The organism is Micromonospora globispora, assembly GCF_003857015.1.
Taxonomy (GTDB): Bacteria; Actinomycetota; Actinomycetes; order Mycobacteriales; family Micromonosporaceae; genus Micromonospora; species Micromonospora globispora.
Genome location: NZ_QGGF01000751.1, coordinates 1 through 11,719, shown reverse-complemented (window position 1 = coordinate 11,719; position 11,719 = coordinate 1). Strand labels below are relative to the sequence as shown.

Here is an 11,719-nt window from a genome sequence, read left to right as displayed (position 1 = left end):
GCACGGCGGGGGCTCCTTCGGGGGTCGATGGGCGGGCCGCCCCGACGCCGTTGACGGGGCGGCCCGCGGTCCCGCCGACGGTTCGGGCCACGCCGACGGTTCCGCTGACGGGGAGCGTGCCGCGCGTCGCGGGACGAGCACACCGCGTAGCGGTAGGGTCGGCGGACGTCCGGGACGTCCTCTGTGGAGGCTGGTGTGAACGACGCGCTGCGGGTCGCCATGGCCGAGGCGGGCGAGACGGCGGAATCCCTGGCGGAGCGGGTCGGTGTCGACCCGAAGACCGCGGCCCGCTGGGTGACGCCGGGACGCGTCCCGCATCCCCGGCACCGGTCGGCGGTGTCCCGGGCGCTCGGCCGGGAGGTCGGTGAGCTGTGGCCGGAGGTGGTCCGCCGGCGCGAGCCCGCCTGGTTCCGCCCCTGGGCGGAGGTGGAACGGGAGGCCAGCTCGCTGCGCTCGTTCGAGCCGTCGGTGCTGCCGGGCCTGCTCCAGACCGAGGCGTACGCGCACGCGGTGCTGAGCAGCGGGCCGCTGGCCGACGACGAGGTGGAGGGTTACGTGGCCGCCCGGGTGGCCCGGCAGGCGGCGGTCTTCGACCGGCCCCGGCCGCCGCTGACCGTCTTCGTGGTGGACGAGGCCGCGCTGCGCCGCGGCGAACCCGAGATCATGCAACCGCAGCTCGACCACCTGATCGCCATGGCGGGACGTCCTCGCGTCCTGCTGCACGTGCTGCCGCTGCGGGCCGGCTTCCACCCCGGCCAGGCCGGCCCGTTCGTCATCGCCAGCGTCGACTGCGGTGACGAGGTGGCCTACCTGGACGACCAGGCCGCCGGCCGGATGACCAAGAACGTTGCTCCACTGTGGCGGATCTGGGACACTCTCAGGTCGGTGGCGCTTCCGCGTGACCAGTCCATCCAGCTCCTGAAGGGGCGACCATGGCTGACCTGACCGACGCCCGCTGGCGCACCAGCACCCGCAGCAGCTCCAACGGTGGCAACTGCGTGGAGGTCGCCGACAACCTGCCCGGCGTCGTCCTGGTCCGCGACTCCAAGGACCGCGTCGGCGGCATGCTGACCTTCGCGCCGGGGGCCTGGCGCGCCTTCGTCGGTCAGCTCACCGGCCGCCGGGCCGAGTGAGAGCGGCCCGCGCCTGAGCGGTGGAACGCGTCGCCGTTCCGGGTGACGGTACGAATCCGATGGACGCGGCTGCCCGCGTACGCGATGGTGGCGGCCATGGACGGCGGTGAGCTCTCCGGCGCCGAGCGTCGGGTGTGGGCGGCGATGCCGGCCGGGACGCGTGCCGCGCTTGCCGGTCTGCCCGCCGCGGACCTACGCACCCTGCTGCTCGCCGTGGCGCGCGACCGCGCGGCCGACGTACGCCCCGCGGACCTGGTGCGGCGGTGGCGCGAGGACCGCTTCGTCCGCCCCGCGGCGGCCGATCCCCGGGCGCTCGCAGAGGCGGAGGCGGCCATGTGGCGGCTGCTGCCGGCCGACGTGGCCGGGGTCGAACTCTCCCCCGTCGTGCCGGTCGGCACCTGCTCCGCCGTCGCTCCGGTCCGCCAGAACCGGATCGTCACGACAATGCGCGCCACCGAGGTGCTGAGCGACCCGACCAACGCTCTCGCCGTCGAGGCTGCCGTGCGCCGGCGGCGGCAGCCGCCGTCCGGGGAGGTGCACCTGGCCGCCGTGCACCGGGTGCTCCGGGCGCAGGACTTCGGCGCTGGGGCGTCCGCGCACTTCCGGCTCTTCGCCCTGGTCTCCAGCGCCCGGGAGGCCGGCTCGGGGCGGACCGAGGCTCGGCTGCTCATGCGCCACCTCACCTACTGGCGGGCGGTCCTCGCCGACCTGGCGCCCGCCGCCGCGCCCCGGCTGCACGTCACGGTCTTCGACGATCCGGTCCTGCGTGAGCGGCTGACCGACACCGTGCGTCCGGCACTGGCCGCCGGGCACTCGAAGGGGAGCCACGGCGGCCCGGTGCCGCTGGTGGACGAGCCGGAGCGGGAACGCGGTCGCGGCTACTACACCGGCGTCGCCCTGCGGATCACCGCCATCGACCGCACGCTCGAGATCGGCGACGGCGGCCTCACCGACTGGACCGCCCGCCTGACCGGCGACGCCAAGGAGCGCTGCCTCATCTCCTGCCTCGCCACGGAACGCCTCATCGCGTGCCGGTGAGCCGCGAGCGTCAGGCCGCCGGCCGCCGCATCGCGACCCGCTCGGCCGGGTCCAGGCCGATCGCGGCCTCGGCGGCCAGCACGTCGGCCAGCCCCGGCGTGATCTCCGCCGGGCTGAGCTCCCGGAAGCCGCAGCGCGCGTAGTACGGCCCGTTCCACGGCACGCTCCGGAACGTGGTCAGGGTCAGCGCCGGCAGACCCTCGGCGGCCGCCCACCCGGCCACGTGGTCGAGCAGCCGCCGTCCGACGCCCCGTCGGGCGTACGCGGGGTCGACGCTGACCTGTTGGACGTGCGCGCAGCCGTCGACGAGGTCGACCACCACGAAGGCGAGCGGACGGTCGTCCGGGTCGACGGTGACCCAGGCCCGGCCCTCCTGCTGCCATGCGGCGAGGGCAGCCAGGGAAAGCGGTGGCATGTCGGCGATGTCGACCATGCCGATCTCCCGGAACGGCGCACCGGAGGCCACCTCGATCCGTTGCAGCTCGGTCAACTCGTCCGCCGTCGCCGTTCGTATCCGCTCCACGGTCCCCGACCCAACCAGGCCGGCGCGTGCCGGGCCAGCGCATTTCGGCGCGCTCCACTGTGATCGGCGTCGCGCTGTCGCGGACCCCGGACCCGACCTCGGCCGCCCTAGGGTCGGTGCATGGCCGTCGATGAGGACGCCGCAGCTCAATCCCCCTCAGCGAGCGGCTCGGGGCGTTGGGGCGGTTGGTCGCCGCTGCCCCCGCCGGGCCGACTCCGGACGCTCTCCCTGGCCACCCTGGCCAACACCGTCGGCTCGGGCCTCTGGCTCGCCGGCGGCGCCCTCTACCTGACCCGCGACGTCGGGCTCTCCGCCGCCTCGGTCGGGGCCGGTCTGACCGTCGCCTGGCTGGTCGGGCTGACCGCGAGCGTGCCGCTCGGCGGGCTGGCCGACCGGCGCGATCCGCGGACGATCCGGGCCGTCCTGCAGGTGTGTCAGGCGGCCGTCGCCGCGTCGTTCCTGCTGGTGGACTCGTTCCCGGTGTTCCTCGTGGTGGCCGTGTTCGAGACGTTGCTGGCCTCCGGCAACCTCGCGGTACGCGCCGCGCTGGTCGCCGCCGTCGGCGGGCCGGACGGGCGGGTGCACGCCTTCGCGACCCTGCGCGCGGTGGCGAACCTGGGCATCGCCGTCGGTGCCGGGCTGGCCGGGTTCGCGCTGGCCGCCGACACCCATCTGGCGTACCAGGCGCTGGTGGTCGGCAACGCCGTCACCTACCTGGTGTCGGTGGCGCTGCTGCTGCGGCTGCCGGCCTACCCGCCGTTGGCCCGCCCCGACCGGGTGGCCGCCGCCCCGCGCCGCGGACGGGCCCTGCGCGACGGACGGTTCCTCGCGGTCAGCGGCGCGTCCGCGGTGCTCGCCCTGCAGTGGACGGTGCTCACTCTCGTCGTACCGCTGTGGACGGTGACCCGTACCGGGGCGCCACCGGCCGTCGTCTCGGTGGTGCTGCTGACCAACACGATGCTCACCGTGCTCCTCGCGGTACCGCTGAGTCGGGGCGCGAACGACGCCGCCCGGGCGGCCCGGGCGATGCGCCGCGCCGGCCTGGTGCTGGCCGCGGCGATGCTGCTGTACGCGGCGACCGGTGGTCTTCCGTCCGCCGCGGCGACGGCGCTGCTGGTGCTCGCCACCGTCGTCTACACGTTCGGCGACCTGTGGCACGGCACCGCCGGGGCCGGCCTCGCCTACGACCTAGCCCCGCCCGACGCCGTGGGCACCTATCAGGGGGCGGACGGGCTGCTCGCCGGCCTGGCCCGGGCGCTCGGGCCGGGCCTGCTGACCCTGGTGATCCTCGACGGCGGGGCTCCCGGCTGGCTCGCGGTCGCTGCGCTCTTCGCGGTAACCGGCGTGGCCGTCCCGGCACTGACCCGGCGGGCGCTGGCGGTCAGGTCGGCCGGCCGACCGCCGGCGAGCACCGCCGGGGAGCACCCGGCCGATGATCGACCGTCCGCCCCGGTGTAGCAGCATGGCGGCCATGACCGATCAGCGGACCATCACCATCCGGCCCGGCGGGCCGGCCGACGCGGCGACCGTGCTGCGGCTGCTCGACAGCGCCACCGCCTGGCTGGTGGCGCGCGGGCGGACCGGCCAGTGGGGCACCGAGCCGGCGTCCACCGACCCGCGCCGGATCGCCCAGGCCGACGCCTGGGCGACCAGCGGCGGCCTGTACCTCGCCGTGCTCGACGACACGGCCGTCGGCGCGCTGGTGGTCGGCACGGCGACCGACTACGTGCCCCCGCCCACCGAGCCCGAGCTGTACGTCAACCTGCTGGTCACCGACCGGACGTACGCGGGTCGCGGGATCGGGGCGCGCCTGCTGGCGTACGCGGCGGAGCTGGCCCGCGAGCGCGGCCTGGGGCTGCTGCGGGTCGACTGCTACCGCGGCGATGACCGGGCGTTGGTCCGCTTCTACGAGGGCTGCGGCTTCACCGCCACGGACCCGTTCACCGTCGAGCGGCCCGGCCGCGAGCCGTGGCCGGGTCAGGTGCTCGCCCGCCGGCTGGACTGACCCTCAGCCGATCTCCTCGTCCACAAAGCACCAGCGCCACGACTCCCCCGGCTGGATCGAGCGCATCACCGGGTGCCCGGTCTCCTCGAAGTGCTTCGTCGCGTGCTGGTACGGCGACGAGTCGCAGCAGCCCACGTGCCCGCAGGTCAGGCAGGAGCGCAGGTGCACCCAGTCCGGGTTGCCGATCGCCACGCAGTCCGGGCACTCCTCGGTGGTCCGCGGTTCGGCCGTCCCGGCCTCGGTCAGGTGCTGGCAGCTCATCGGTCTCTCTCCCGCTCGGCCCGGCGGCTCACTCGTCGGTCTCCTGGCGCAGCAACGACTCCTCCAGGTCCAGGTCACGGTAGGCCCGCACCAGCACCTCCTCGGGGATCTTCCCCGAGTCGCGGGCGGCCCGGAACACCTCCCGCTCGGCGTCGATCATCTCCTGTCGGAGTCGGGCGTACGCCCGAGAAGGGGTTTCCCGTTCGGCGCCACCCAACCGTTCCCAGGCCAGGTTGGTGCGGCTCTGCAGCAGCCCACGCAGCCGCTCCACGACGGCCGGGGGCGCCCCGTCGGCCAGCGTGTCGAGGCGGTCCCGGGCGGCCCGGCTGGCCTGCTGCTGCACGGCGGCGGCGGAGAGCGCGTCCTGCACCGGGTCGTCGGGCGGCAGCTTGAGCCGGCGGGCGACTGCGGGAAGGGTGGCACCCTGCGCGACCAGGGTCACCACGATCACCGCGAACGCCAGCCAGATGAAGAGCTGACGCGGGTACGGACGGCCGTCGGCCAGGGTCAGCGGCAGGGCGAGCGCGGCGGCCAGCGTGACCACGCCGCGCATTCCGGCCCAGCCGAGGACGATCGGCACCTGCACCGGCGGGGCCGGGTCCCGGCGCCGGATCCTCGGCACCAGCCGAGCCAGGTAGGTGGCCGGGAAGAGCCAGACAAACCGCGAGAGAAGCACGGCGAGCAGCACCGCGACGGTGATCGCGACCAGGCGGCCGAACGGCTCGTTCAGGTCCCGGACGACCTCCCGCAGTTGGAGGCCGACCAGCAGGAAGACCAGCCCCTCCAGCAGGAACTGGGTCAGCCGCCAGAATGCGCCGACCTGGAGCCGGGAGGCGGCTGACAGCAACCGCGGCTGCTTGTGGCCGATGCCCAACCCGGTGACCACGACGGCGACCACACCGGAGGCGTGGATCTCCTCGGCCGCGAAGACCACCGCGAACGGGGTGATCAGCGAGAGCGTGTTGTCCAGCAGCGGGTCGGAGATCCGCTTGTGCAGGAAGCCGAAGACCAGCACACCGAGCAGGCCGACGACGATCCCACCGCCGGCGGCCATCAGCACCTCGCGGGCCACGTCGGCGACGCCCACGCCGCCGTCGGTGGCGGTGGCCGCGATGATCGCCACCCGCAGCAGCACCAGCGCGGTGGCGTCGTTGACCAGGCTCTCGCCCTCCAGGATGGTCACGATCCGGCGGGGCAGCCCGACCCGGCGGGCCACCGCGGTGGCGGCGACCGCGTCCGGCGGGGCCACCACCGCGCCGAGGGCCAGGCAGATCGAGTACGGCAGGTCGGGCAGTAGCAGGTGCACGACGGTGCCGACCACGAACGCGGTGAACAGCACCAGCCCCACCGCGAGCAGCAGAATCGGCCGCAGGTTCAGCCGGAACGCCGGCACCGAGGTCTTCAGCGCCGCCACGTAGAGCAGCGGCGGCAGGATGCCGACCAGCACCAGGGTCGGGTCGAGGCGCACCTGCGGGAAGCCGGGCAGGTAGGAGAGGGCGAGGCCGAGCACGACCAGCAGGATCGGCGCGAGCAGGCCCAGCCGCCGGGCCAGCGCCGCGCCGAACGTCGCGATCGCGAGGAACACGACGACCTCGAACAGTGGCTCCATGGCGTACGAGCCTAGGCGGCCCGCGTTACGGGCCTGATCACGCCGTGCGCAGTTTCGGCAGCACCTCGGCCCCGAAGGTGTCGATGAAGGCGCGCTGCTCCTGCCCGACGTGGTGCAGGGCGATCTGGTCGAAGCCGAGCGCCAGGTACTCCTCCAGCCAGCCGACGTGCCGGCCCAGGTCCGCCGAGACGTTGACCGCGGCGGTGACCTTCTCCATCGGCACATCCTCGGAGACGGCGTCGAAGTGCTCCGCGGTCTCCAGGTCCCAGCAGACCGGCGGGGCGAAGACGTTGCTGCGCCACTGGTCGTACGCGATCGCCTCGGCCTCAGCCTGCTCCGGCGCCCAGCTCACGTGCACCTGGAGATGCAGCGGCCCGCGCCCACCGGCGTCCCGGTACGCGTCGATCATCTGGCGCAGGTGGTCGGTCGGCGCGTTGACGGTGATCAGACCATCCGCCCACTCGGCGCACCAGCGGGCGGTTTCCACGCTGACCGCCGCCCCGATCAGCGCCGGCGGCTGCTCCGGCCGGGTCCACAGCTTCGCCCGGTCCACCCGGACCAGGCCGTCGTGGCTGACCTCCTCGCCGGCCAGCAGCGCCCGGATCACGTCGACGCACTCCCGCAGCCGGGCGTTGCGAACGTCCTTACGCGGCCAGCCGTCGCCGGTGATGTGCTCGTTGCTCGCCTCGCCGGTGCCGAGCGCCGCCCAGAACCGGCCCGGGTACATCGCGCCCAGCGTGCCGATGGCCTGGGCGATGATCGCCGGGTGGTAGCGCTGCCCGGGGGCGTTGACCACGCCGAACGGCAGGCTGGTGGCCTGCAGGGCGGCGCCCAGCCAGGACCACGCGAAGCCCGAGTGGCCCTGCCGGGCGCTCCACGGGGAGACGTGGTCGGAGGACATCGCGGCGTCGAATCCGGCCCGTTCGGCGTGGATCACCGCCTCCAGCAACCGGGTCGGGTGGATCTGCTCGTGGGACGCGTGGAAGCCGAACGCCGTCATGGGCGCAGTTCCTACCCATGACGGCGTTTGGTCAATCGCTGCTACTCGGCGTGCGCGCCGGCCCCGCCCGAGGGGGCGCCCTCCCCCATCCAGACGGTCTTGGTGTTGCAGAACTCCCGCATGCCGGTGGCGGACAGCTCGCGGCCGTAGCCGGAGTTCTTCACCCCGCCGAAGGGCAGTTCCGGATAGGACGTGGTCATGCCGTTGATGAAGACGTTGCCGGCGTCCAGGTCGGTGGCGAAGCGCTCCTGCTCCGCCGGGTCGGTGGTCCAGGCGTTCGAGCCGAGCCCGAAGCTGGTGCCGTTGGCGATCTCGATCGCCTCCTCATAGGACGACGCCCGGTAAAGACCGGCGACCGGCCCGAACACCTCCTCGGACCACATCCGCATCTCCGGCCGCAGGTCGGTGACCACGGTAGGCGGGTAGTACCAGCCCTCGCCGGCGGGCTTCTCGCCGCCGCAGAGGACGGTGGCGCCCTTGTCCACCGCGTCCTGCACCTGGGCGTGGATGTCGTCCCGGCCCCGCTTGCTGGCCAGCGGCCCGACGTCGGTCTGCTCGTCCATCGGGTCGCCGACCCGCAGCGCGGACATGTTCGCCGCGAACTTCTCCGCGAACGCGTCGAAGACGTCGGTGTGCACGATGAACCGCTTCGCGGCGATGCAGGACTGGCCGTTGTTCTGGCAGCGCGCGGTGGTGGCGACCTCGGCGGCCCGGTCCAGGTCGGCCGAGGGCATCACCACGAACGGGTCGCTGCCGCCCAGTTCCAGCACCGTCTTCTTCAGCTCCCGGCCGGCGATCTGGGCGATCGAGCGGCCCGCCCCCTCGCTGCCGGTCAGCGTGGCGGCGCGGACCCGGGGATCGCTGAGGACCTTCTCGACCGCCTCGGAGCCGACCAGCAGGGTGCTGAACGCGCCCTCCGGGAAGCCGGCCCGGCGGAACAGGTCCTCCAGGTAGAGGGCGGTCTGCGGCACGTTGGAGGCGTGCTTGAGCAGGCCGGTGTTGCCGGCCATCAACGCCGGCGCGGCGAACCGCATCACCTGCCAGAGCGGGAAGTTCCACGGCATGACCGCCAGCACCGGCCCGATCGGCTGGTAGCGGACGAACGCCCGTTTGGCCTTCACCGCGCCGGCGTCGGCGGGTTCGTCGGCGAGCATCTTCTCCGCGTTCTCGGCGTAGAAGCGGCAGGCGGTGGCGCACTTGGTGACCTCGGCCTTCGCGGCCGCGTACGTCTTGCCCATCTCGGTGGTCATCATCCGGGCGGTCTCGTCGCGTTCGGCGTCGAGCAGGTCCGCCGCGGCGGTCAACCACTCACCCCGTTGGGCGATCGTGGTGCCCTGCAACTGCCGGAACGCCAGGTCGGCCCGCTCGATCGCACCGTCGATCTGCTCGTCCGACATCGGGTCGTACGTCTTGAGCACCTGCCCGGTGGCGGGGTTGGTGGTGGAGATGGCCATGTCGTACTCCTGTCACTCGAAGAGTGAGTGCTTCACGCCCGGCTCCTCGCGATGTCGGGCGGCGCGACGGCGCTGGATGACGAAGAGGTCGACCACGGCCACGGCGGCGAGGATCGCGCACACGACGCCCAGCCAGATCACGCCCACCCGGAAGGCGACCACCGCGAAGATGGTCATGCTGACCAACCCGAAGATGGCGAGCACGAGTCGCATGTTCAGGGCGCTGTACGCGGCGTTGACCCGGCGGCGGGGCTGTGATCGCGTCATTCCTTCGAGCTACCCGACCCCGGTGGTGGCTAACCTGCTGCGCGGCACAGGTGAGTCGGACCGGGACGGGGGTAACCCTCCGGTCCTGACGATCGCGGGTGGGCCGGGGCACAGCCGCCCGCCGTGGCGGCTCACGCCCGGACCCGGCCCCGGAGGATGAGGGCATGACCATGACGCAGGCGGTACCGGTGACCGTCGCCATCGCCCGGCGCGTCGATCCGGCCCGCAGCAGCGAGATGGTCGCCTGGATCCGGGCCGGCACGGCGCTCGCCGAGGCGTTTCCGGGTTTCCTCGGCGCCGGATGGGTACGGACCGCCCCCGGCTCGCCGGAGTGGCACATCCTCTACCGCTTCGCCGACCACCAGACCCTGCGCCGGTGGGAGGAGTCGCCGCAGCGGCACTGGTGGCTCACCTCGGCGCAGGGCATCGTCGAGCACACCCGGGTCGAGCGCCGGACCGGGATCGAGGGCTGGTTCGATCCGCCGGCCGAGCACATCGTCGAGCTGGCCACCCCGCCCGGCACCGAACCGGCCGGGCCGTCCGCCCCGCCCCGGTGGAAGCAGGCGGTGACCATCTGGCTGGCCTTCTTCCCGCTCAGCCTGACCGCGACGCTGCTCACCGCCCGGTTCATCGCCGGCGTGCCGCTGGCGGCGCGGACGCTGATCATGACGCTCTGCCTGACCCCGCTGATGACCTACCTGGTGCTGCCCCGGATCACCCGGGCGCTGCACTGGTGGCTGCACGGCCAGCCGGCACCGTGGCGGAGCGGGCGCACACCCCGCTGAGCCGCTCCGCCGGGGTCCGCCCCGTCGGTCAGGGGCGGCGTTGCTCGGGCAGGTGGTCGGTGCCGGTGCGGTAGTGGGCCCGGGCCCGCTCGGCGAGGTCCCTGGTGGCCGAGGAGTTGGCCCAGGTGCCGAGGACGATCGCGGCGCCGGGCACCACCTTCGCGAAGATCCGCTTCGCCGCCCGCACCCCGGCCATCTGCGCCAGCCGTACGCCCAACTGAAGCAGCACCCGGGCCAGCGGGCGGTCACCGGCCGCGCCGAACAGCGCACCGGCACGTTCCCGGCCGGCGGCCACCCCGAGGGCGAGCCGGGCGCTCTCGGCGACCTTGTGCACCTTCTGCAGCACCAGCAGGTCGGTGGCCCGGTCGGGGTGGACCGGGTCGACGCCGTAGGCCGCGGCGACGTGCAGCACGAGCCGGGCCTGGGTCCAGGCCAGCACGCCGACGTCGACCACCGCGCCGGGCAGCCCGGCGGCCCCGGAGACGGCACCGGAGAGCCGGGCCCGGTTGACGAACCGGCGTGTTGCCTGGTCGGCCAGCTCGTCGGCGGAGACGCCGGGACGGGCCGCCCGCTCGCGTGCCGCCCACTGCGCCGCCTCCGGCCCGAGCCGGCGGACCGCCTCCAGGGCGAGGTGCTCCGGGGCGTACTGCGGGTCGTCTCGCATCCGGTCCCAGAGGTTGACCGGCGGCGCTTCCGGGGCGTCCTGCGGCTCGGCCGGTGCGCCCGGTGGCGCCGGAACGGTGGTCTCGCCGTCGACGGGTACGGAGTCGGTCACGAGGGCTCCCCGGGTCGGATGGACGATTCGACTGTCAGCGACGGCCGGAAAGCCGGGTGGCGAGCTGCTTCAGCCGGCGCTGGTTCTCCGGCTTGGCCAGCTCGCGCCGACCCCGGTCGATGAGCTGCTGACCGCGCGGTGACCGTAGGAACGTGCTGATCCGCTGCACCAGTGGCATGGCGTCCTCCTGTCGGTGGTCCCCATCATGTGTAGCCGGGGCCGGCAATCCCCTGTACCCGGGACCGCCGGCCGGCACGCGTCCACAGTGGCGCTACGCCTGGTTCAGCCGAGGATGGCGTTCACGACCTGGTTGGCCCGACCCTCGTGCTGGGCGTACGCGTCGGGGAGGGCGGAGACCTGGACGGACTGGGCGGCCACGGTCAGCGGCAGGTTCTGCCAACCGGGGATCTCCTCCAGCGCGGTGAGGAACTGCCGGGTGGCGTACTCGGGCTGCATCAGGTCGCCCACCGCACCCCAGCCGCTGCTGGGACGCTGCTGGAACAGCCCGACCGAGTCGTGGTCCCAGCCGATGGCCTGGTGCGGGTAGTTCTGCGACTCGGGGAGCACGCCGCTGGCGTAGTTGTAGAGGTTGCTCTCCTGCATCGCGGTGGCCACCGCGATGACCAGGCCCCGGCGCGGCACGCCCATCGCCTGGCCGGTCTGCACGATCTTCTTGGCGTTGTCCATCTGGGCCTGGTCCAGGCCGGCCACCGGGACGATCCGCTTCGGCGTGGGCTTCGGCTTGGGCTTCTCGGTCTTGGTCGCCGACGGGGAGACGTCCGGGTCGGCCGTCTGGGCCGCCGGGGCCGCCGGGGCCGGCGACTGGCGCGCCTCACCACGGGAGGCGGCGTCCGCGGTCGCCCGCTGGG

At 73.8% G+C, this 11,719-nt stretch carries 15 protein-coding genes; 6 read left to right on the top strand and 9 right to left on the bottom strand.

Going from position 1 to position 11,719, the window contains the following annotated elements; genetic code table 11:
• The first annotated feature begins 195 nt into the window (after positions 1-195).
• From DKL51_RS33335 to DKL51_RS33325, 3 genes are read left to right on the top strand one after another with little or no spacing between them, the layout of a single operon-like run.
• Positions 196-945, top strand: coding sequence for a helix-turn-helix domain-containing protein (locus DKL51_RS33335; protein ID WP_109945694.1), 750 nt, complete (start codon positions 196-198; stop codon positions 943-945).
• Positions 933-1,133: a DUF397 domain-containing protein gene (locus DKL51_RS33330; protein ID WP_109945693.1), complete on the top strand. Its 201-nt coding sequence runs from the start codon at positions 933-935 to the stop codon at positions 1,131-1,133. The genes DKL51_RS33335 and DKL51_RS33330 overlap by 13 nt, the downstream gene beginning before the upstream one ends.
• 42 nt (positions 1,134-1,175) lie before the next feature.
• Positions 1,176-2,171 (top strand): hypothetical protein, encoded by a 996-nt coding sequence (locus tag DKL51_RS33325; protein WP_243422468.1) that lies wholly within the window; start codon positions 1,176-1,178, stop codon positions 2,169-2,171.
• 10 nt (positions 2,172-2,181) lie between these two features.
• On the opposite strand, the gene DKL51_RS33320 is transcribed toward DKL51_RS33325, so the two are convergent.
• Positions 2,182-2,694, bottom strand: coding sequence for a GNAT family N-acetyltransferase (locus tag DKL51_RS33320; RefSeq protein WP_185735007.1), 513 nt, complete (start codon positions 2,692-2,694; stop codon positions 2,182-2,184).
• A 120-nt stretch (positions 2,695-2,814) separates the two neighbouring features.
• Between DKL51_RS33320 and DKL51_RS33315 the strand changes: the two genes are divergently transcribed.
• Both DKL51_RS33315 and DKL51_RS33310 read left to right on the top strand, forming a co-directional pair.
• On the top strand, positions 2,815-4,152 hold the full coding sequence (locus tag DKL51_RS33315) for an MFS transporter (protein ID WP_109945692.1): 1,338 nt from the start codon (positions 2,815-2,817) through the stop codon (positions 4,150-4,152).
• A gap of 13 nt (positions 4,153-4,165) precedes the next feature.
• Positions 4,166-4,699: a GNAT family N-acetyltransferase gene (locus DKL51_RS33310; protein WP_109945695.1), complete on the top strand. Its 534-nt coding sequence runs from the start codon at positions 4,166-4,168 to the stop codon at positions 4,697-4,699.
• Positions 4,700-4,702: 3 nt separating this feature from the next.
• On the opposite strand, the gene DKL51_RS33305 is transcribed toward DKL51_RS33310, so the two are convergent.
• From DKL51_RS33305 to DKL51_RS33285, 5 genes are read right to left on the bottom strand one after another with little or no spacing between them, the layout of a single operon-like run.
• Entirely contained in the window at positions 4,703-4,960 is a 258-nt protein-coding gene (locus tag DKL51_RS33305; RefSeq protein WP_109945691.1) for a UBP-type zinc finger domain-containing protein, read from the bottom strand.
• Between the two features lie 28 nt (positions 4,961-4,988).
• Positions 4,989-6,569, bottom strand: coding sequence for a Na+/H+ antiporter (locus DKL51_RS33300; protein ID WP_109945690.1), 1,581 nt, complete (start codon positions 6,567-6,569; stop codon positions 4,989-4,991).
• 37 nt (positions 6,570-6,606) lie between these two features.
• On the bottom strand, positions 6,607-7,569 hold the full coding sequence (locus DKL51_RS33295; RefSeq protein ID WP_109945689.1) for a TIGR03885 family FMN-dependent LLM class oxidoreductase: 963 nt from the start codon (positions 7,567-7,569) through the stop codon (positions 6,607-6,609).
• 41 nt (positions 7,570-7,610) lie between these two features.
• The gene (locus DKL51_RS33290) at positions 7,611-9,023 is read right to left on the bottom strand and encodes an NADP-dependent succinic semialdehyde dehydrogenase (RefSeq protein ID WP_109945688.1); all 1,413 of its coding nucleotides are present in this window, start codon (positions 9,021-9,023) and stop codon (positions 7,611-7,613) included.
• A gap of 12 nt (positions 9,024-9,035) precedes the next feature.
• Entirely contained in the window at positions 9,036-9,290 is a 255-nt protein-coding gene (locus DKL51_RS33285; RefSeq protein WP_109945687.1) for a DUF6343 family protein, read from the bottom strand.
• 164 nt (positions 9,291-9,454) lie between these two features.
• On the opposite strand from DKL51_RS33285, the gene DKL51_RS33280 reads away from it, so the two are divergent.
• Complete coding sequence (locus DKL51_RS33280) at positions 9,455-10,075, top strand: antibiotic biosynthesis monooxygenase (protein ID WP_109945686.1); 621 nt, start codon at positions 9,455-9,457, stop codon at positions 10,073-10,075.
• Between the two features lie 28 nt (positions 10,076-10,103).
• On the opposite strand, the gene DKL51_RS33275 is transcribed toward DKL51_RS33280, so the two are convergent.
• The 3 genes from DKL51_RS33275 to DKL51_RS33270 form a co-directional block, all read right to left on the bottom strand.
• A complete protein-coding gene (locus tag DKL51_RS33275) occupies positions 10,104-10,850 on the bottom strand; it encodes an EcsC family protein (RefSeq protein WP_109945685.1) in 747 nt (248 codons plus the stop codon).
• Between the two features lie 34 nt (positions 10,851-10,884).
• Positions 10,885-11,028, bottom strand: coding sequence for a hypothetical protein (locus tag DKL51_RS35460; RefSeq protein WP_165823163.1), 144 nt, complete (start codon positions 11,026-11,028; stop codon positions 10,885-10,887).
• Between the two features lie 104 nt (positions 11,029-11,132).
• On the bottom strand, positions 11,133-11,719 hold a 587-nt coding region (locus DKL51_RS33270), incomplete at its 5' end, for a peptidase M23 (RefSeq protein WP_124813238.1).